At 29.7% G+C, this 20,899-nt stretch carries 17 protein-coding genes and 1 pseudogene; 10 read left to right on the top strand and 8 right to left on the bottom strand.

The window, feature by feature from the left end; translation table 11 throughout:
- Positions 1-52: 52 nt before the first annotated feature.
- A complete protein-coding gene (locus FAY47_RS11085; RefSeq protein ID WP_143316776.1) occupies positions 53-2,188 on the bottom strand; it encodes a sodium-translocating pyrophosphatase in 2,136 nt (711 codons plus the stop codon).
- A 196-nt stretch (positions 2,189-2,384) separates the two neighbouring features.
- Here FAY47_RS11085 and FAY47_RS11090 point away from each other — a divergent pair, with 196 nt between their 5' ends.
- The 8 genes from FAY47_RS11090 (at position 2,385) to FAY47_RS11125 (ending at position 9,724) form a co-directional block, all read left to right on the top strand.
- The gene (locus tag FAY47_RS11090; RefSeq protein WP_143316777.1) at positions 2,385-3,089 is read left to right on the top strand and encodes a ferric reductase-like transmembrane domain-containing protein; all 705 of its coding nucleotides are present in this window, start codon (positions 2,385-2,387) and stop codon (positions 3,087-3,089) included.
- 419 nt (positions 3,090-3,508) lie between these two features.
- A complete protein-coding gene (locus FAY47_RS11095) occupies positions 3,509-5,194 on the top strand; it encodes an acetolactate synthase large subunit (protein ID WP_143316778.1) in 1,686 nt (561 codons plus the stop codon).
- Between the two features lie 36 nt (positions 5,195-5,230).
- On the top strand, positions 5,231-5,953 hold the full coding sequence (locus FAY47_RS11100; protein WP_143316779.1) for an amino acid ABC transporter ATP-binding protein: 723 nt from the start codon (positions 5,231-5,233) through the stop codon (positions 5,951-5,953).
- A gap of 25 nt (positions 5,954-5,978) precedes the next feature.
- Positions 5,979-6,785 (top strand): transporter substrate-binding domain-containing protein, encoded by an 807-nt coding sequence (locus tag FAY47_RS11105; protein WP_143316780.1) that lies wholly within the window; start codon positions 5,979-5,981, stop codon positions 6,783-6,785.
- The gene (locus FAY47_RS11110) at positions 6,785-7,510 is read left to right on the top strand and encodes an amino acid ABC transporter permease (protein WP_143316781.1); all 726 of its coding nucleotides are present in this window, start codon (positions 6,785-6,787) and stop codon (positions 7,508-7,510) included. The genes FAY47_RS11105 and FAY47_RS11110 overlap by 1 nt, the downstream gene beginning before the upstream one ends.
- A gap of 2 nt (positions 7,511-7,512) precedes the next feature.
- Positions 7,513-8,139, top strand: coding sequence for an amino acid ABC transporter permease (locus tag FAY47_RS11115; protein WP_143316800.1), 627 nt, complete (start codon positions 7,513-7,515; stop codon positions 8,137-8,139).
- 145 nt (positions 8,140-8,284) lie between these two features.
- The gene (locus FAY47_RS11120) at positions 8,285-8,644 is read left to right on the top strand and encodes a zinc-ribbon domain-containing protein (protein WP_143316782.1); all 360 of its coding nucleotides are present in this window, start codon (positions 8,285-8,287) and stop codon (positions 8,642-8,644) included.
- A 225-nt stretch (positions 8,645-8,869) separates the two neighbouring features.
- On the top strand, positions 8,870-9,724 hold the full coding sequence (locus FAY47_RS11125) for a YitT family protein (RefSeq protein ID WP_143316783.1): 855 nt from the start codon (positions 8,870-8,872) through the stop codon (positions 9,722-9,724).
- Positions 9,725-9,779: 55 nt separating this feature from the next.
- Here FAY47_RS11125 and FAY47_RS11130 read toward each other — a convergent pair whose 3' ends face one another.
- The 6 genes from FAY47_RS11130 to FAY47_RS11155 all read right to left on the bottom strand — a co-directional run bounded on the left by FAY47_RS11130 (position 9,780) and on the right by FAY47_RS11155 (position 17,575).
- Positions 9,780-10,091, bottom strand: coding sequence for a metalloregulator ArsR/SmtB family transcription factor (locus FAY47_RS11130; protein ID WP_143316784.1), 312 nt, complete (start codon positions 10,089-10,091; stop codon positions 9,780-9,782).
- A 176-nt stretch (positions 10,092-10,267) separates the two neighbouring features.
- Entirely contained in the window at positions 10,268-11,851 is a 1,584-nt protein-coding gene (locus tag FAY47_RS11135) for an FMN-binding protein (RefSeq protein ID WP_143316785.1), read from the bottom strand.
- Positions 11,852-11,871: 20 nt separating this feature from the next.
- On the bottom strand, positions 11,872-12,897 hold the full coding sequence (locus FAY47_RS11140) for an FAD:protein FMN transferase (RefSeq protein WP_143316801.1): 1,026 nt from the start codon (positions 12,895-12,897) through the stop codon (positions 11,872-11,874).
- 223 nt (positions 12,898-13,120) lie between these two features.
- A complete protein-coding gene (locus tag FAY47_RS11145) occupies positions 13,121-14,650 on the bottom strand; it encodes a HAMP domain-containing sensor histidine kinase (RefSeq protein ID WP_143316786.1) in 1,530 nt (509 codons plus the stop codon).
- Complete coding sequence (locus FAY47_RS11150; protein ID WP_143316787.1) at positions 14,650-15,336, bottom strand: response regulator transcription factor; 687 nt, start codon at positions 15,334-15,336, stop codon at positions 14,650-14,652. Before FAY47_RS11150 ends, FAY47_RS11145 begins: the two co-directional genes overlap by 1 nt.
- Before the next feature lie 187 nt (positions 15,337-15,523).
- The gene (locus tag FAY47_RS11155; protein ID WP_143316788.1) at positions 15,524-17,575 is read right to left on the bottom strand and encodes a methyl-accepting chemotaxis protein; all 2,052 of its coding nucleotides are present in this window, start codon (positions 17,573-17,575) and stop codon (positions 15,524-15,526) included.
- Between the two features lie 232 nt (positions 17,576-17,807).
- On the opposite strand from FAY47_RS11155, the gene FAY47_RS11160 reads away from it, so the two are divergent.
- Positions 17,808-18,881: a hypothetical protein gene (locus tag FAY47_RS11160; protein ID WP_143316789.1), complete on the top strand. Its 1,074-nt coding sequence runs from the start codon at positions 17,808-17,810 to the stop codon at positions 18,879-18,881.
- Positions 18,882-19,107: 226 nt separating this feature from the next.
- Positions 19,108-20,481, top strand: a complete 1,374-nt coding sequence (locus FAY47_RS11165; RefSeq protein WP_143316790.1) for a citrate/2-methylcitrate synthase — start codon at positions 19,108-19,110, stop codon at positions 20,479-20,481.
- A 66-nt stretch (positions 20,482-20,547) separates the two neighbouring features.
- Here the strand turns inward: FAY47_RS11165 and FAY47_RS11170 are convergent.
- Positions 20,548-20,769: pseudogene (locus FAY47_RS11170) on the bottom strand (IS3 family transposase); the annotation flags it as partial.
- Positions 20,770-20,899 lie beyond the last annotated feature (130 nt).

The raw sequence follows: 20,899 nt of genomic DNA on the forward strand, positions 1-20,899 counted from the left end.
GCTACCTTAAAAATTAGATTTATATCTTTAAGGTAGCCTAGAACTTTGCTTTTTATTTAAATAATGTAACAAATACTAAAGTTAAAGTGCTTACAAGTTTTATGAGAACATGAAGTGATGGACCAGCTGTATCTTTAAATGGGTCACCGACTGTATCACCAACTACGCTGGCCTTATGGGCTTCAGAATTTTTTCCGCCATGTTCACCTAATTCTATAAGTTTTTTTGCATTATCCCATGCTCCACCACCATTATTTAAGAATAGGGCCATAATAACTCCAGCAATAGTAGTAATCATAAGGAAAGCACCAGCAGATTCTTTTCCTAAAAGTATACCAACTATAACAGGAGTGAAAACTACTAAGATTCCTGGAAGTATCATTTCTTTTAAAGCTCCTTTAGTAACTATATCAACACAACTAGCATAATCAGGTTTTGTTGAGCCATCCATTATTCCTTTAATCTCATTAAATTGTCTTCTAACTTCTAGAATTACATATTGTGCAGCTCTGCCAACTGCTCTTATGGCAGTAGAACTAAATAGAAATACTACCATGGCACCGATAAATCCTCCTATAAATACTTCGGGTTTTCCTATATCAATTGCAAACCAAGAATCTAAAGGCTTATCCAAAATTCTCTTAACTTCATCTAAGTAAGCAGAGAATAAAAGGAATGTTGCAAGTGCTGCAGAACCTACAGCATAACCTTTTGTTAATGCTTTTGTAGTATTTCCGCAAGCATCCAATCTATCTGTTACCACTCTAATTTCTTCAGGTGCACCAGACATTTCTGTAATACCGCCAGCATTATCAGTTATTGGACCAAAGGTATCCATAGCAAGGATGTATGTGCAAGTGGATAACATTCCCATTGTAGCTATAGCTGTGCCGTAAAGACCAGAATTAGCTACACCAGGCATAGCTAAATCACCTAATTTGTAGGCTACAAATATGCATATAGAAATAAATATAACAGGCAAAGCAGTAGATTCCATACCTACGGAAAGACCAGTTATTATATTAGTTGCTGCTCCAGTTTGAGAAGAATTAGCAATATCTTTTACTGGTTTACGATTTATAGAAGTATAATAATCTGTAATAAGAACGAAGACATAACTAAGGAATATGCCTGCAAATACACATCCATACAGATATAAATAATTTACAGTGCTTCCGTTAGATAGTGTTCCGCTTAGCATGTTTTTAACTACAAAAAATAATAATATAAGGTTTAGTAATGATGTAATGAAAAAGCCTTTCTTAAGAGCTTTCATAGGATCATCTTTATCATCTTTTACTTTAACAGTAAATATTCCAACAATTGAAGCTATAATACCAAAAGCACGAGCTACAAGAGGAAATAATATGCCTTTCCAGCCAAAGATAGGATAAAGAGCAACTCCAAGTATCATAGCACCTATATTTTCAGCAGCTGTTGATTCAAAAAGGTCAGCTCCTCTACCTGCACAGTCACCAACATTGTCACCAACAAGATCAGCTATAACAGCTGGATTTCTTGGATCGTCTTCAGGGATACCAGCTTCAACTTTTCCCACAAGATCAGCTCCAACATCAGCTGCTTTTGTATATATACCACCACCAAGTTGTGCAAAAAGAGCTACAAAGGAAGCACCAAAACCAAATCCAACTATAAGGGATGGAGCTTCTTTAATTAATGTATCATTACCTGATATTCCCCCATATATTAAAAATAATGAAGCAACACCAAAGAGAGATAAAGCTGTAACAGCAAGTCCAGTTACAGCGCCACCTTTAAGTGCTATTTGAAGAGCATGGTTTAGTCCTTTTTTTGCACCAGCAGCAGCTCTAATGTTAGAATTTACAGCCATGTACATACCTATATAGCCGGATAAAGCAGAACAAAAAGCTCCAGTTATAAAAGCTATCCCAGTATGAATAGAGATAGATATAGCTGAGTTAGAACCTTTAGATAAATTACCTAAGTAATTACAAAAGACAATTAAAAATAAAGCTAAGATAGATAAGATAGCTATGGTTTTGTACTGCCTTTTTATAAATGCCATAGCACCTTCTTTGATAAAGTTTGAAATTTCTTGCATTTTATCTGTACCCTTATCTTGAGAAAAGGTGTATTTAGCCAGATAGATAATGACAAGAATTGAAATAAGTATAACTCCGTAAATTAAGCATAAATAAGATAGCATAAAAAACATCTCCTTTTAAACATAATATGGTTATAATTATATTATACACCTTAAATGTAAAAATATCACAAAAATAAGTCGTAATTTTGGATTATGTAAATAAGAAAAAAGGATAATTATTAGATTATGTATTGACTTCCAAAGTATAGCAAACTATAATGATAATTAATATCAATAAAAAAGAGGTGAGATTCATATGAATTTAATTATGTCATTAATTATTGTAACAACTTTAGCTTTGTTTTTAACGGCAAGCATAAAAAAGAATAGCTATATTTATTATTCTATAGCAACAGTAATTGCAATAATTACTGCTACTTATGAAATCCTTAGAATTGCTTCAGGGGCAAATTTAGGTGGATTTATTCTTTCTTTAGAAAAAGTTTCTATTAGGGGATTAATTTCAATAGCATTTTTTATCTTAGTAATGTTTGCAGGTGCATTGAATCCAAAATGGAAAATAACAAGAAAACTATTAGGAATTAGAGCAGAACTAGCAATAATAGGATCTATCCTTATGTTGCCTCACGGTATTATATATTTTACTCGTTTTATCTTACTTAAGCTTCCTAAAATGTTTAGTGAAGGAACATTCTCGGTGTTGTATTTAGAATACATAGTAGTTGGAATTATCGGGTTTATTATTATGATACCTTTATTCATTACGTCAATAAAAAAAATAAGAAGAAGAATGAAGGCAGTCAAGTGGAAAAGACTTCAAAGATGGGCATATGCATTTTATTTTTTAGCATATCTTCATATAGTACTTATATTATTTAATGATAAAGAGTTAGATTACTTAAGATTAATTACTTACACAGCTATATTTGGTTCATATACAGTTTTAAGATTATTTAAATATGAAAAAATGAGACAAGCTAAATTATTAGCAATGAATTAAAAACAAGCCAATGATACTAATAAGGTATTATTGGCTTGTTTTATCAATAAATTTAATCAGGATATTTATAAATACACTACCTATTGGGAAAAATATAATGAAAAGAATTCAGTTATCTGTCTTTGTACTTGTTTTGTAACGAAAAAAGAGGTAGCTTATGATTTCTTAAAAAATTTAAGTTTATATAATAAATAATGAAAGAAATATTGAAAGTATTTTTTAAATATATAAACTAAATCAACTAAAAAACTATTAAAAAAACAGAATTGTAAAATAGATTGACTTTAGTAGTGAGGATAGTTATAATTTATTACAAGATTTAACATTTAGCGATGGAGCTTTGGTATTTATGCCAAGGCTCCTTTTTTATTACAATTTATGTTTTTTATTAAAAAGTACTTGAAATGGGGATTAAAACAATGGAGATTAAGACAATAGAGAAAAAGGGATCTAAAAAGACACAACTAAATACGGCAGAGTTATTAGTGCAGTGCTTAGAAGAAGAAGGAGTAGAATATATTTTTGGTATTCCAGGAGAAGAAAATCTTGAAGTTATGAATGCAATATATCATTCTTCTATTAAATTTATAACAACTAGACATGAACAAGGTGCAGCTTTTATGGCAGATGTCTATGGTAGATTAACCGGAAAGGCAGGGGTATGTTTATCTACACTTGGTCCAGGTGCTACAAATTTGGTAACTGGTGTAGCAGATGCACATAGTGATGGAGCACCGTTAGTAGCTATAACTGGACAAGTGGGAACAGAAAGAATGCACTTAACATCTCATCAGTTTTTAGATTTATGCAAGATGTTTGAACCAATTACAAAGAGGAGTAAGATGATTGTTCGTCCTAGTACAGTAAATGAAATTGTACGTATTGCATTTAAATATGCTGAAAGTGAAAAACCTGGGGCATGCCATATTGATTTGCCTGTTAATATATCAAAAATGAAAGTAGATTATGGTGAGAAACCATTAAGAAAGAAGTTACCACCTAAGGAAGTAGCAGAGATAGAAACTATTGAAGAAGCAGCAGCGGAGATATTCAAAGCAAAAAATCCAATAATATTGGCAGGAAGTAGTGCTGTAAGAGGAAATGCAAGTGAGGCTTTAACAAAGTTTGCAACAGATTTAAAGATTCCTGTTATTATGACCATGATGTCAAAGGGGATAATTCCTTGTGATAATTTTTATTCAATAGCTACCATTGGAATTCCGCAAAAAGACTATGCAAATAAATTAATTGAGAATTCAGATTTAGTTATTGCTGTTGGATATGACATTGTAGAATATGGACCGTCAAAATGGAATCCAGATGGACATGTTGAAATTATACACATTGACACAAGACCAGCTCATATTAATAAGCTATATCAGCCCAAAGTAGAGGTTATAGGTGATATTTCAGAATCTCTATTAAATATAAAAAGAAGGACAACAAGAAAAGATGAGCCAGAATATGCATTAGAAATTAGGAAAAAAATTCAGGATGAATATGAAAGTTATGCTGATGATATGTCGTTTCCTATGAAGCCACAAAAGATTTTGTCTGATGTTAGAAAAGTTATGGGGCCAGACGATATTCTTGTTTCTGATGTTGGGGCACATAAGATGTGGATTGCAAGGTATTATAATTGCTATAAGCCAAATACTTGTATAATTTCAAATGGTTTTGCAACTATGGGGATAGGGGTGCCGGGAGCAATTGCAGCAAAATTAATTAATCCAGATAAAAAGGTTTTAACTATAACTGGTGATGGTGGATTTATGATGAATTGCCAAGAAATTGAGACAGCTATTCGCATAGGGGTGCCGTTTGTAACACTAATATTTAACGATAGCAATTATGGACTTATTAAATGGAAACAGCTTGATCAATATGGAAAGAGTTGTTATGTTGATTTTACTAATCCAGACTTTGTAAAATTAGCAGAAAGTATGAATGCTAAAGGATATGTTATTGAGAAGGCTGAAGATTTAATTCCAACACTAGAAGAAGCTTTTAAGCAAACAGTACCAGCAATTGTAGATTGTAAAGTTGACTATAACGAAAATGTAAAATTAACTAGGTATCTAAAAGAAATATGTGAAAATTCATAAAAGCATATATTGGCTTAAATTAAAGGGGGGACTTAGATGATAAATTTAGAAAATGTAGTTAAGAATTTTGGGAATGTGCATGTTCTAAAAAATATAAATTTAAAGGTTAATGAAGGTGAAAAATTAGTTGTGATAGGACCTAGTGGCTCTGGAAAATCAACTCTTATAAGGTGTATGAATTATTTGGAAGAGCCTACAGAAGGTAAAGTAATAGTAGAGGGAAATGATCTAAGCTCAAAAAAGAATTTAGTTAATGTTAGACAATATACATCCATGGTTTTTCAGCAATTTAATTTATATCCACATATGACTGTACTAGAAAATCTTACTTTGGCACCTATAAAACTTCAAAATGTAAGTAAGAAAGTTGCAGAGGAATCAGGATTAAAATACTTGGAGAAGGTAGGGCTTGCTGATAAAGCTAATGCTTATCCAAATGAATTGTCAGGCGGACAGCAGCAAAGAGTTGCAATTGCAAGAGCACTAAATATGCATCCGAAAATAATGTTATTTGATGAGCCAACTTCAGCATTAGATCCTGAAATGATTCAAGAGGTATTAGATGTAATAGTTGGATTGTCAAAAGAGAACATTACTATGGTTGTAGTTACTCATGAAATGGGCTTTGCTAAACAAGTAGCAGATAGGATTATTTTTATGGATAATGGACAGATAATCGAAGAAGGAAAGCCAGAGGAGTTTTTTAATAATCCTAGAAACGAAAGAGCAAAAAGTTTTTTGAGCAAAGTTATAAGATAACATTTTATTAAAAGGGGGCAAAAATATGAAATTTAAAAAATTAATATTAGCAATAGGAATAGGCTTATCTATGATGATGGCTGGATGTGGAACAGATTCAAAAGATTCGGGAAATAGTTCCGAGTCAAGAGAAATTCAGGTAATAAAAGATAGAGGAGTATTAAAAGTTGGAGTGAAAGTAGATGTGCCTAAGTTTGGTTACAAAAATGCATCTACAGGGGAAATAGAAGGATTTGAGGTAGATTTATCAAAACAAGTAGCAAAGAAAATCTTTGGAGAAGAAAATAAAATTGAATTACAAGGGGTTACAGCTAAGACAAGGGGACCACTACTTGATAATGGGGAAGTAGATATGGTTGCAGCAACATTTACAATAACAGAAGAGAGAAAGAAGAGTTATAATTTTTCAGACACATATTTGAAAGATGGAGTAGGGCTACTAGTTAAGAAGAGTTTAGGGGCATCATCATTAAAGGACTTAGATGGAAAGACCGTGGGAGTAGCACAAAGTTCTACAACTAAGGTTGCATTAGAGGATGAAGCAAGTAAGCAAGGAGTGAAATTGAAATTTTCGGAATTTGGTAGTTATCCTGAAATCAAAGCAGCATTAGATTCAAGCAGAGTTGACTGTTTTGCAGTTGATGCTTCCATTTTAAATGGATATGTAGATGATTCAACAGTGATATTAGATGATAGATATAACCCACAAGAGTATGGAATTGCAAGTAAAAAGGAGAATACAGAATTGGCTAAACTTATTAATGAAGTAGTAAATGATATGAAGATTTCAGGGGAAATGGATAAGTTAATCCAAAAGTGGGAGATAAAATAATGAATGGGCCATTTGCTTTATTTAAATGGAAAGCGCTTTTTAGTCAATTTGATGTATTCTTAAATGGTTTTTTTATAACTCTTGCAGTTGGAGTTTTAGGTTTAATATTAGCTTTAATTTTAGGTGTTGTCTTTGGAATGTTTTCTACTAGCAAAATTAGAATTTTAAAGATTATTAGCAGAACATATGTAGAATTAATACAAAATACACCGCTTGTAATACAGATATTTTTTTTGTTTAATGGACTTCCATATATAAAAGTAGTTTTGCCTGTATTTGTCATAGGAGTTATAGGAGTTGGTATATACCATGGTGCATATATATCTGAAGTTGTGAGAACAGGAATAACATCTATATCTAAAGGGCAATTTGAAGCAGCCAAGTCTCAGGGATTTACTCATACTCAGACCATGAGATATATTATTTTACCGCAGACTATAAAGATTATAATACCACCACTTACTAATCAACTTGTAAATCTAATAAAAAATACTTCTGTACTAGCAATGATTGCTGGGGGAGATTTAATGTATAGAGCAGACTCGTGGTCATCTGGAAATATGTATTACGGACCAGCTTATGTGGTAACAGGTATTTTATACTTTATACTATGTTATCCTCTTTCAAGATTTGCAAGAAGACTAGAGCTAAAGAAGAAAGAAAGAAAAAATACATGCAAATCCTCTATAAATTCTAGAATAACTTTTGTTGAAGGGGGAATATAATGATATCACAAGTTTTCAATAGTACAAATGCGTTATTTTTATTGGAAGGAATAAAATTAACGTTGATAATAGCTTTTTCAACAATTGTGTTAAGTTTAATATTTGGAACTATTCTTGCAATACTAAGAAATTATTCAAAAGGGATTATTGAAAGATTATCTATATTATATATAGAGGTATTTAGAAATACCCCTTTATTATTATGGATATTGTCTATAAGATTTTTAGTACCCATAAAGCCTGTATATTCAGGAATATTATCATTTACTTTATTTACGTCAGCTGTAATGGCAGAAATCTTAAGAGGAGGAATAAATTCTGTTAATAATGGTCAGTATGAGGCAGCTTATTCACAAGGATTTTCTAAGTTACAAACTTTAAGATATATAGTATTACCTCAAAGTTTTAGACGATGTATTCCAACACTTTTGTCTCAAGTGGTAACAGTAATTAAAGATACATCATTTTTATGGGCAGTAGGAATAGAAGAGTTTACAGGGAAAGGAATGATACTAATGGGTAGTTTTGTAAGTTCAACTCAAGTATTTTTACTTTTTGGGGCTTTGGCAGGAATATATTTCATGGTGAATTTTTTCATATCTTGTAGTGTAAGAAGAATAAAAGTTTAAAATTATAGCTAATTTGTTTTTTTATTAATATTGTATTCAGATTTCTAATCTATTTTGATATTATTTTTGGATTTAAAGTTTTAAGTTGTATGGTATGTAGTTAAATGGTACAATTGGATGGAAAACTTTAGATGAGGTGATAATAATGTTAATTTGGGGATGGGGAAGAGTTACTAAAAGATCAATTGGACCAGTATTCCAACAGACTTGTAGTTATTGTAATACAACAAGTATTTGGAAGTTATATGTCATAAGAACGTGGTTTACTTTGTTTTTTATTCCTATAATACCATATAGCAAAAGATATTGCGTTGCTTGTCCAAGTTGTGGGAGTTACATAAAGCTTAACAAGCAACAATTTCAAGAAATGAAACTTGCTATAGATACTGCAACTAATAGTAGAAATATTGAAGATAATTTAAAGTATCAGGGAAAGACAGAAACTCAAATTAGTTATTTGAAGGAAATGGAAAAGTTGAACGATAAGAAGGATAGAGAATGTTAATAATATCTATTTGTTAAAAAAAGATATGTCAAAAATATTTTGACATATCCTTTTTTTTAGACCAAATTTCTAATAAAATTAATTGTTGAAATACATTGGAAATTTGGAGAAATTAAAGAATTATGGTAAAATACAAAACATACAATTATTCTTGATATTAATATAATTTAATTATAATTAGAAAAAGAATGCAATATATTAAAGATAGAGAGGAGATAAAAAGTAATGAAAAAAAGTAATAGTATATATACTAAGATTAGTAAAATTGTATTTATGATATTAGGTTCAATTCTTGCAGCAGTTGGATTAGAAATATTCTTAATACCTAATAATGTAATTGATGGCGGGATTGTAGGAATATCAATTATGGCAAGTTATTTAACACAGTTACCTCTTGGATTATTTACCTTCGTATTAAATATTCCATTTTTTATTGTCGGATATAAACAGATAGGAAAGACTTTTACACTATGTACTTTATTTTCTGTAGTTTGTTTTTCTATTGCAGTATCGATTTTTCATCCTATACCAGGTATAACTCAAGATGTTTTATTAGCATCAGTATTTGGTGGAATAATACTAGGAGTTGGAGTCGGAATAATAATAAGGAATGGTGGAGCATTAGACGGTACAGAGATAGTAGCTATAATATTTGATAAAAAACTTAGTTTTTCTGTTGGGGAAATAGTGATGTTTTTTAATTTATTTATATTAGGTGGAGCAGGATTTGTTTTTGGATGGGATAGAGCAATGTATTCACTAATAGCATATTTTATTGCTTTCAAGGTCATAGATATAGTAGTTGAGGGAGTAGATGAATCAAAAGCAGTAATGATTATTTCAGATGATTATATGGAAATATCAGAGGCTTTAACTGCAAGGCTTGGAAGAGGAGTAACTCTTCTAGATGGAAAAGGAGCATATAAGGGTTCTGCAACAAATGTTATATATGTGGTAGTATCTCGTTTAGAAATATCTAAGTTAAAATCTATTGTAAATGGATTTGACGATAATGCGTTAATAACAGTTGGAAGTGTTGAAGTATCAGGGAAGAAATATAAAAAGAAAGCTATACATTAATATAAAAATAATGTAAATAAAAAGATTTAGAATATAAACTAAATCTTTTTACATTTTATAACTCCTTTCCAATCCAGTTAGATAGTTGCTTTATGAATTCTTCATTCCTTTTAAAATATGTCCATTGACCTATACGTTTTGATTCAAGAAAACCAGCATCTTGAAGTATTGATAGGTATTCAGATGTTGTGGATTGAGATAAACCAGATTTATCCTTAATTGATCCAACACAAACACCATTAACAAAGTCATCTTCATCCAAAGAATGATTTTGTGGTGGGAAATAGAGGTCAGGAGACTTAAGCCACTTTAAAATATTTAAACGTGCCTCATTTGATAATGCTTTAAAAATTTTTACGTATTTCATATTTATATTGTATCCTTTTTTAAAAACAAGTCAATGATGTAAAAATTATAAATTTATTAATAAGTTTTGGTTATCAATAAATAATGGGGAAATTGGCATGGAAGTTATAACGAATTAATAAATCTATATATTAAAAACAGCAGAGTAAAAAGTTACTCTGCTATTGTTATGGAGTTTTATGCTTTACTTAGTGCATCTTTTACAGCTGTCATAATTCCTTTAGAGCTATAAGTAGCCCCTGAAACAGTATCTACTGAAGTTGATTGAGTAGAAATTATTTTGCTTGTTATTGTATTTTCAACTCTCTGATAAAATTTTGGTGTATCTTCCGTAGATATTGTTTTAATTGCACTGATTTTGCCTGAAGAAACAGTTACTGAAAGTTTTGTTGTTCCACCTTTGAAACCAGTACCAGTACCAGTATAAGTTCCATCTTTATAACTTTGATTAGTATTAGCGGTTGTAGTATTTCCGTTGGTAGTTTTACTGCTAGAGTTAGTATTGGTTTGTGTTGATGACTTAGCAGTATTGTTATTGTTAGTATTAGAGTTAGAGGACGTATTAGCATTACTTGTTGAAGAACTTCCAGAAGCTTTATTTAATGCAGCTTCTACCGCTTCAATGATTCCCTTAGAGCTAAAAGTAGCCCCTGAAATCGTATCTACTGAAGTTGATTGAGTAGAAATTATTTTTTTTGATATAGTTCCTATTGCTTTTTGATAAAAACTAGGAGTATCACCTTGTGAAATTGTATCAATACTAGTGATTTTACCGTCACTTATTATAACAGAAATTTTAGTTGTAGCACCTTTAAAACCAGTACCAGTACCAGTATAGGTTCCATCACCATAATTTGGTGTAGAACTAGTTGCACTATCTGAAACTATACCAGTAGATGAAGCTAAACCGCTAGCTGTTAAAACTGAGCTTGTACCATTGCTTAAAGCATAAACACCAGCAAATGTAGCAATTGCTACAGAACTAGCTAATGCTGGATTAATATCTTGATTAACTATATTTCCATGGGTATTTTTTCTAGGACATACTTCTAAACATTTCAAACAATTTATACATTCTCCACCGCGAACATAATTCATTTTATATAGAGGCAATCCCATTGAACAATTGCTTGTACAAATTCTACATTTGCCACATTTATCATTTGGTTTGTTAATTTTAAAGATACTTATTTTAGAAACTATAGAGAATATTGCACCTAGGGGGCATAAGTATCTGCAGAAAAATCTTTCAACAAAAAAAGCACCAATTGTTATTAAAATTAAAAGTATAAATCCAATAGTAAGATTTGTAATAACATATGAGAAATCAGTTATTTGAGCAAAAGCATCCCAAGGGCTTGTATTATTAAATATATTACTTGTAATTGTCCAAGATACTATTATAAGCATTAATAGAACTACATATTTCATATACTTTAAAATTGAATCAACTTTTTTGTTAACTTTAAAATTAATTTTAAAAACATTTTTAGATAGTAAATGAATCCAATCATTAAATGTACCAAAGGCACAGAACCATCCGCAGAAAAACCTACCTAACAACATGGTTGCTATAATAGCACTTACGAATTCAAGTAATCCAGGAAAAGCCTGAATAAAGTGAAAATTACCATCAATAATCATTTGATATATTTTTTTGAATTCACTAAAGGCTAGAATATATAGCCCTGGAGAAAGAAAAAATAATATTAATTGTATTACATGTCTAACTACTTGCATTTTCTTAATCTTTTTTAACATTTTAATAACTCCTTTTAATTTCAATTATTATTATAAATAAATTCAGTATTAGATAACTTAAAGTTATGCCTAATTCCAGATGTGACGAAAACATTTTTGTCGTTTGTTATAAATATTGCATCTACACCTTTAATAGATTCAATAAGATCTAGAGCTTTATCTAACCCCATAATATAAACACCAGTTGAAAGACCATCACCATCTATTGAATTATCAGAAATTATTGTAGCGCTGATTACATTGCTACTAGATGGATAACCAGTTTTAGGATCAATTATATGATGAAATGCTTTATTATCTTTAATGAAAAATCTTTCATAATTACCAGAGGTAACTATAGATTTGTCTTTTAAACTAAGTATTCCTATATGTTCTCCTCGTGGCATAAATGGATTTTGAATACCAACATTCCAGAATGATTCATTGTTTTTATTGCCTAAGACGAAAATATTTCCACCAAGGTCTATTATGGCACTTTTTATACCGTGTTTTAGAAAGATATTTACAACTTCATCTGCGGCATAACCTTTAGCTATACCTCCAAGATCAATAGATTGATTTTGTTTTTTTAAGCCTATAGAGTTATCGTCTTTGTTTAAAATTATATCTCTATAGTTAACTAGTTTTAAGTTATCATTTATTTCAATTTCAGTTGGTACTCGTTCAGATTTAGTACCTATTCCCCAAAGAGAAACTAAAGGCCTTATGGTAGGGTCGAAGGCTCCTTCTGATAATTCACTATAACTAATAGATTTATCAATTAATGAAAAGGTTTCATTACTTACAGTTTGAAGTGCTATTCCAGCATTTTTGTTTATTTTTGATATCTCACTAGATTCTTTAAAGGCTGACATTTTATTATCTATATCGATAAGACGTTCAATCGCTTCATCGATAGCTTTTTCAGATTCTTTACCAAATACTTTTAAATTTATTAATGTTCCAAGAATATAGTAACTTTTTTCTGATACAATATTTGGTTTGTTTTTAGTGAAGAATATTAAAAACAATATAGAAATTATCAATATTAAGAAGAGAAGTTCCATTGTAATTAAAGTCAAATATATCACCACACATTTAAAATTGTTTTTTTATTATAATCAGAGTATATATAATGAACCTTAATAATACTTTAGAGTTTCCTTAGAATTAGCTGAGAAAATACTTTTGGAAACTTATGTATGTAGATGTTTTTAAGGTGAGAATAAAAAAGTTATCTAAAATAGGAATTTGCAATCCTAATTTAGATAACTTTTAGTTTAAGGTGTGTTATTCTGCTAAGTATATATAGAGAGAGAAAGTAGTTCCTTTTCCTAATTCACTAGAAACTGTGATTTTGCCATTATGAGCATTTACTATAGATTTTACTATTGAAAGTCCTAGACCATAACCACCTTGCTCACGTGCCCTATGAGATTCACTTCTAAAAAATCTATCAAAAATTTTATTAAGATGTTTTTCGGATATTCCTGAACCATTATCGCTAATTTTAAGTACCAAGAATTTATTAGATTCTATATTTTCTGTACTTGTAGAGAGGGTTATTATACCATTATTTTCGTTAGTGTGTCTTATCGAATTTTGAACAAGATTAAATATTACTTGCTTAATTTGATCCTTATTTATATTAACAAATATGTTGTTTTCTAGTTCTATTTCAATTTTTCTTTTACCAGCTAAAATTTTAAGTTGAGGAGATATTTCATCAATAACTATATTGATATTTTCTTTTTCAAATTTAACTTCGGTATTTTGGTCAAGTCTATTTAGTACAAGAAGGTCATTAACTAATTTTGTAAGACGTTCACTTTCTAATAATATGCTATTTAGCGCTAAGTCTAGCTGCTTTTCATTTTTTGCAGCGCCACGTAGTAAAACTTCTACAAATCCATGGATTGAAGTAAGTGGAGTTCTAAGTTCATGAGAAGCATCAGAAACAAATTGTCGCATTTTTTCTTTAATAGATTGTTCTTTTTCAAAGGAAGTTTCTATCCTTTGAAGCATTTTGTTAAAAGAAGCTGATAGAGTATCTATTTCCAGTTGCTCATTGTTTTCAGGAAGTCTAGTATTTAATTGAGCTACAGTAATATTTTCAAGAGTTTTATTCATATTCGATAAAGGTGTTAAAGTCCTTTTAAAAATTGCTGCACCTAGTATAGTTCCTAAAATCAATATAAGAATAGATATTCCTGAATATATTGATATTTCTTTACTAAGGATTTCTTCGATGTCATCTACAGGTGTGCTTAATTGAATTAATCCAGTTGGAGAATTTATAGGACCTAGTTTACGCCATACAACTAAATGCAAGTTATTATTTTCATCCTGTACTAATTTAAAATACTTCTCTAGATTACCGTATTGATTTAATATTTCCGTATAGTCGTTATTAGGCAGCTTGGGAATAGAGAATGTTTTCTTTTCTTTATCTTTATCTTCTTCATCTTTGTGATGATTTTCTTCTAGTTGGCTATGGGATAAATCCTTTGATGTTAGAATTGTGTTACCACTCTTATCTATAATTGATGCTTCTGTATTAATAGAAACTAATTTATCCATAATTATGAATCCATATTTATTAAGAGCTTCAGTTGAGGATAATTGGGTTAAGAATTTCATATCTATATTGTGAAATTGTGCTGAAAGAGTTTTGACCTTACTTTTAGATAAATAGTTTTTTGTAGTTATATATTGAGATAATCCCATTACAAATAATAGAACCAATAATATTAAGAAGAAACGGGAAAATAATTGCCATTGTAAGCTTTTAAATTTTATTCTTTTGTTTAAAATTTTCATTATACAACCACCTTATATCCAATACCGCGAATAGTTTTTATAATAGTATGATCCTTATCTCCGATCTTATCTCTTAGATATCGTATATAAACTTCAACAATATTTTCTTCACCATTAAAATCATAGCCCCAAACTTTCTGAAGAATTGTTGATTTACTAAGAACTAACCCATTGTTTAATAGTAAATATTTAAGCAAATTATATTGAGTAGGTGGTAAATCTAAAACCTTGTCACAATAAGTAATTTCATGAGCTCTATCATCAATATAGAAATCTCCTATACGATTTACATCATTGAGTTCAGGAAAACTATTTCTAAGACGAGCGTTGATGCGTGCAATTAATTCTTTAAAGCTAAAAGGCTTTAGCATATAATCATCAGCACCTAGATTTAAGCCTTTTACACGGTCATCTATGTCATCTCTTGCTGTCAACATTATAATAGGTGAATTTATTATCTTTTTTATTTGAGAGCAAACTTCAAAACCATCCATTCCAGGAAGCATAATATCTAAGATAATCAAGTGTGGTTTTATTTTTTTAGATAATGAAACGGCTTGGATACCATCAAAAGCTACATAAGCATTAAAGCCTTCATATTCTAAACCCATTTTAATAAATTCTACTATACTTTCTTCATCATCAACTATGAGAATGTTGATTTGTTCTTTAATTAGTGATGCCATAAATTGTTTCTCCTTTTACAATTAAGTTGAATTTCTATTATTCATTTTTTATCATTTCTTAAATAATAATTTAAAAAGTTCTTAATTGCAATGAAATTGGTGATAAATTGAAATAATAATAAAACACAAATTAAAAAATGCCCATATACTTAAAATTTAAGTATATAGACATTTTTAAAAGTTTTATTTACTGTAATTTAAATTTGCTAATTTCAGCAGTTAATTCGTCAGATAAGGATTTAAGTTTATTAGCATAACTTACAAATTCTTGTGAAGAAGCTGAGACTTCTTCTGTAGATGCAGTAACTTCTTCAGTGCCAGCAGCAGTTTCTTCACCAATTGAAGATATATTTTCAACTTCTGCAACAATCTTATCCTTATTTATACTAACTTCATCTATTCCAGTAATAATTTCGTCAAGCTTAGTTGTTAAGTCAGATAATGAAATTATAATGTCAGTAAATATTTTTTCAGCTTGATTTACTGATTCTTCTTGACTAAGTACTATGAAATTTGTATCTTGAACTTGTTTTACAGCTAGATTAACTTTGCTTACAACTTCAGTAATTATATTATCAATATCCTTTGCTGAAACAGCAGTTTCTTCTGCAAGTGTTCGTATTTCATCTGCGACAACAGCGAATCCTTTACCAGCTTCTCCAGCTCTAGCAGCTTCTATGGCAGCATTTAAAGCAAGAAGATTGGTTTGCTCAGTAATTTGAGATATTGATTCATTGATAGCTGCAATATTTTTCACACTCTCAGCAACGCTAGAAACTACGTTAGTTACATCTGCTGTGCTATTTTTAGTTTCAACAGATTTGTCCATAACAGTTTTTATTATTGTTACGCCTTCTTTACTTAAACTATTTGTGTTTTTAGCAACAGAACTAATTGTGTTACTTGCTGAATTTATATTATTAATTTGATCGGAAACATTTTCTAGATTAGTAGATAATGTTTCAAGATTTTGAGCAGATTCCATGCTACCTCTAGATATTTCAGTTATTGTATTAGCTATTTCATTCATTGAATTAGCTACTTCTTCACTCATAAGTGATAAGCTATTAGAAGAATTATTTACTTCTGTAACAGAGTTATCTACGTGATGAATAAGGTTAGAAACTGAAACTTGCATTTCGTTAAAATTTTCTGCAAGTTGCCCAAGTTCATCTTTGGATGAAATTATAATATTTGTACTAAAATCGCCAGCCTTACTTCTGTTAATACCTTCCTTGATCAGAGTTATGCCTTTATCAAGTTTTCTTGCAAAGAGCGTTCCTATAACTGTTGCTATGACTAAAAGAATAATTGTTATAAGTAGCATCTGAATACTAAAAGAATTTATTGATTTATTATATTCAGATTTAGGAGTTTCTAAGATAATTTTCCATCCAGTGATATCTGATGTTGTGTATTTTAATTTATATAAATCATTTCTAACTTTTAGCTCAGATTCCCCATAAGAATTGCTTCTTAATTTAGTCCAGTCACTATCTGAAAATTCAGATTCACCTATTAAATCTTTTTGTGAATGTGCAATTATAAGTCCAGCAGTGTCAACAAGGCATATTGCTCCTTTTTCACCATAAGTGATATTTGAAATAGAATCAGAAAGATTTTTTAAATCATAGTCTACGCAAATAATACCTAAAAGTTTTTGATTATCCATAACTGCTTTGCATAAAGTTACTACATTACTATTGCTTATGGAATCCTTATAAATATTTGTTACAGCAAATTTTCCATTTAATTCTTTAGCTTTTTTATACCAATCTCTTGTTTCAAAATTTACAGATGAAGTATCTGCATATGGATATATTTGAAGATTTCTTGAGTTATTATTATAGAAATAAGCAAGAATTATACTAGAATCACTTTCGTTAAGTGTTTTAAGCATATTATTTATATTTGTATTTGATTCAGGACTATTATCAAATTTACTTTCTTTAATAATATAGTCCATAGATTCTTCTATAGCAGTAAATTTTGAATTAATGTTTTGATTTACGGACATGTTTAAACTATTTGAACTTTTATCAAACTCATTATTAATACTGGAATTAAATTGAAAAATAGCAGAAACACTTAGTAATGTTACTGTAATAACTATTAGTGAAAATAACATTATAATTATTTTGTTTTTGATCGTGTTAAAAAATTTTAATTTTTGAGTGTTTTTACTTTTAGAGTTACTTCTAGAAATTTTTTTAGTTTTACTTTTTGCTTCATTTTTCATAAATATAGCCCCCTAATTTATCGTATATTATAATTTTTCGGAAATGGGAGGGAAAACTTTAATAATTATGAAATAAATTAACAAAGAATAATTTTAATTGATAAAAATACAAGATGATTAAGTATGATATGAAAAAAATGACGAAAATTCAGAGAATATAAATATTCAACATATGGTAAAAATTGGTTATAATTATAATAAAATCATTAAGTTTTTTGAAAGGAATAGAGTTATGAATAGTAATAATTTTAACGACAAAATTGAAAATAATGAAAATATTGTGTTTGGTGATAAAAATTATATAAATATTATAAAACAAAATAAGGAAATATTAGGGTTTGCTGGGGTGATAATCGTTATGATTCTAGGAATAATTATTATTGTGAGATTATTATCTGTACAAGTTATTAGTTCCAATGAGATAAGGCAAACTCTTATAGGTAAGAGTATAGAGTTAGATGATAGGAAAATAGAAATTAGTGATTCTAATTTAAATGAAGTAACAATAATTAATCGAGTTACAGAAAAGTATAAAATTGACGTTGTTAATGTTCAGTTTAAGATTAATTTAGAGGATAATTTAGCAGTTGAAACGGCAACTTTGAAATTTAATTATGATAGCGATAAGTGGGTTTATTCGTCTATGGATATTGAAAATACTAAAAATATAGAAGTAAGTTCAACTGCTGAAAGTTTTGTTAAAGAATTATTGCAAAAAGAGGGCTTATCAACTGTTACAGGGGAAAAATTTTATGGAAGTTATGTTAAGGATGTTAGTGGAATAAAGTTTGAAGAATACGGGAGAGATAATGGAAAAGTATTCAAAGCAAATTTGATATTAAGTAATGGTGCATGCTATGAAAGTTTTAATATTAGAGGTCAAATACTATTTGATGAGAGTAGGGGAATGTGGAAGATTAAATCTGTAGATATGAATGTAAAAGATAATCTTCATAAGGAAGAAAAAATAGATGAAGATATTATTAGAAGAATATTAATAGATGAGATTACAGATGGTAGTACTTATGAGTTGAAAAAGGAAAGTGGCAGTGAGTATATTAATATATTTAAAGATGATATAACAGAATTTAATATAGGAGATTATATAGTGAGAAAGGATAATACAATTAGAGTAGAGGTGGAAGGAAAAGTAAAATCAGATAAGATTATGGACATGAGTTTCAATGGATTTATAAGTATTAATGGAAAACTTTCTTGTGGTGTGATTAGAAATAGCAAAGACATAAAGATATATGGTACTAGTAAAGAGATTTCAAAAAGTGAGGAAGAAGTGAAAGAAAATTAACTTTATTACTATATTAATTTGCTGGGGAAGTTTCCTATAATTAAAACTCGCAAAAAGGAAATAAATGGTTATTTTTAAATTATCAACATAAAAGTTTAAAAAAAGTGAATTTAAAAATAACTAGACTATATCTTTTACAATATGTTAAAATATAACTTAAATAAGTAAAATGTTAGAAAAAGGAAAAGTGTACCCTTGGGGAAATAAAGTGAAAGGAGATGTGAATATGCAGAATATACTTCAAATTAATTACTCGGATGTTACTCCAGAGATTATAGACTTAAAGGAATTGTGTATAAGAAATAGTTCAATTGATTCAAGTTTATATACCAAGTATGAAGTTAATCAAGGCCTTAGAGATTTAAACGGAAATGGGGTTTTGACTGGATTAACAGAAATATCAGAAATACAATCTAAGGTGGATAGAGATGGACAAAGTATTCCTTGTGAGGGAAAGTTATTCTATAGAGGAATAGATATAGAAAAAATAGTTCGTGGATTTGTAAGTGAAAATCGTTTTGGATTTGAGGAAGTAACTTATCTTCTAATTTTAGGTGAACTTCCTAGAGGAGAAAAATTGAATGATTTTAAAAAACTAATTTCTAAATATAGAACGCTTCCAACATCATTTGTTAGAGATATTATAATGAAAGCTCCAAGTTTTGATATGATGAACACTTTAGCGAGAAGTGTTCTTACACTATATTCATATGATGAAAATGCAAATGATACAAGTGTATCTAATGTTTTAAGGCAATGTTTGCAGTTAATAGCTCTTTTTCCGCTTTTATCTGTTTATGGATATCAGGCATATGTTCATTATTATAATGATAAGAGTCTTATAATTCATACTCCTAAAGAGGAATTATCTACAGCTGAAAATATATTATATATGTTACGTCCAAATAGTAAATATACAGAACTTGAAGCAAGAATTTTAGATATAGCATTAGTACTTCATGCAGAACATGGAGGAGGGAATAATTCAACATTTACCACTCATGTAGTATCATCTTCTGGAACTGATACTTACTCTACTATTGCAGCAGCACTTGGATCACTGAAAGGACCAAAGCATGGTGGAGCGAATATTAAAGTTGTACAAATGTTTAAGGATATGAAAGAGAAGATATCGAATTGGGAAGATGAAGATGAAGTTTCCGATTACTTAAAGGCATTATTAAATAAAAAAGCCTTTGATAAGGCAGGATTAATATATGGCATGGGACATGCTATATATTCAGTGTCTGATCCTCGTGCAAATATATTTAAGAAGTATGTTGAAAGTTTATCTAAAGAAAAAGGCTTAAAAAAGGAATACAACCTATATTCTCTTGTGGAAAGACTAGCACCTAAAATTATTGAGGCTGAAAGGAAGACATATAAAGGGGTAAGTGCTAATATAGATTTTTATAGTGGATTTGTATATAGCATGTTGGATTTACCATTAGAATTATATACACCTATATTTGCTATTGCACGTATTTCTGGTTGGAGTGCTCATAGGATCGAAGAACTTATTAATACAAACAAGATAATTCGTCCTGCTTATATGAATGTTGCTGAAAGACGAGAATATATAGATTTAGAAAAAAGATAGTATTTTAAAAAGACCAGTGATTATGAACTGCCCCCTGTCAAGGAGACAGGGTAAATAATAAAAAAATTATGATGCTAAAGTGTGGCTCCTATATTCAATTGGAGCCATGCCTTTTAATTTCTTCTGTAATCTTTTCGTATTATAGAACTCTATATAGTTTTTTATAGCTTGCTCAAGATCCTCATAAGTACTGAATTTTCTAAGGTAATACATTTCTGATTTAAGAATACCCCAAAACCCTTCCATTGGCCCATTATCGATGCAACGACCAACCCTAGACATACTTTGGACTGCATTTATTGAATTAAGCTTGTCTTTAAATATTCTACTAGTATAATCGATTAAGAAAAAGGGATTGCTCCCTTTCCCTCATCTAAGAACCGTACGTGAGAGTTTCCCGCTCATACGGCTCAAGCAT

This window comes from Clostridium sp. HBUAS56017, assembly GCF_007115085.1.
GTDB lineage: Bacteria > Bacillota > Clostridia > Clostridiales > Clostridiaceae > Clostridium > Clostridium cibarium.

Coding starts and splice junctions, on each gene's coding strand:
- FAY47_RS11100 (WP_143316779.1), top strand. CDS start 5,231: ATGATAAATTTAGAAAATGTAGTTAAGAATTTTGGGAATGTGCATGTT.
- FAY47_RS11135 (WP_143316785.1), bottom strand. CDS start 11,851: ATGTTAAAAAAGATTAAGAAAATGCAAGTAGTTAGACATGTAATACAA.
- FAY47_RS11125 (WP_143316783.1), top strand. CDS start 8,870: ATGAAAAAAAGTAATAGTATATATACTAAGATTAGTAAAATTGTATTT.
- FAY47_RS11110 (WP_143316781.1), top strand. CDS start 6,785: ATGAATGGGCCATTTGCTTTATTTAAATGGAAAGCGCTTTTTAGTCAA.
- FAY47_RS11130 (WP_143316784.1), bottom strand. CDS start 10,091: ATGAAATACGTAAAAATTTTTAAAGCATTATCAAATGAGGCACGTTTA.
- FAY47_RS11155 (WP_143316788.1), bottom strand. CDS start 17,575: ATGAAAAATGAAGCAAAAAGTAAAACTAAAAAAATTTCTAGAAGTAAC.
- FAY47_RS11145 (WP_143316786.1), bottom strand. CDS start 14,650: ATGAAAATTTTAAACAAAAGAATAAAATTTAAAAGCTTACAATGGCAA.
- FAY47_RS11090 (WP_143316777.1), top strand. CDS start 2,385: ATGAATTTAATTATGTCATTAATTATTGTAACAACTTTAGCTTTGTTT.
- FAY47_RS11085 (WP_143316776.1), bottom strand. CDS start 2,188: ATGCTATCTTATTTATGCTTAATTTACGGAGTTATACTTATTTCAATT.
- FAY47_RS11105 (WP_143316780.1), top strand. CDS start 5,979: ATGAAATTTAAAAAATTAATATTAGCAATAGGAATAGGCTTATCTATG.
- FAY47_RS11160 (WP_143316789.1), top strand. CDS start 17,808: ATGAATAGTAATAATTTTAACGACAAAATTGAAAATAATGAAAATATT.
- FAY47_RS11140 (WP_143316801.1), bottom strand. CDS start 12,897: ATGGAACTTCTCTTCTTAATATTGATAATTTCTATATTGTTTTTAATA.
- FAY47_RS11165 (WP_143316790.1), top strand. CDS start 19,108: ATGCAGAATATACTTCAAATTAATTACTCGGATGTTACTCCAGAGATT.
- FAY47_RS11095 (WP_143316778.1), top strand. CDS start 3,509: ATGGAGATTAAGACAATAGAGAAAAAGGGATCTAAAAAGACACAACTA.
- FAY47_RS11150 (WP_143316787.1), bottom strand. CDS start 15,336: ATGGCATCACTAATTAAAGAACAAATCAACATTCTCATAGTTGATGAT.
- FAY47_RS11120 (WP_143316782.1), top strand. CDS start 8,285: ATGTTAATTTGGGGATGGGGAAGAGTTACTAAAAGATCAATTGGACCA.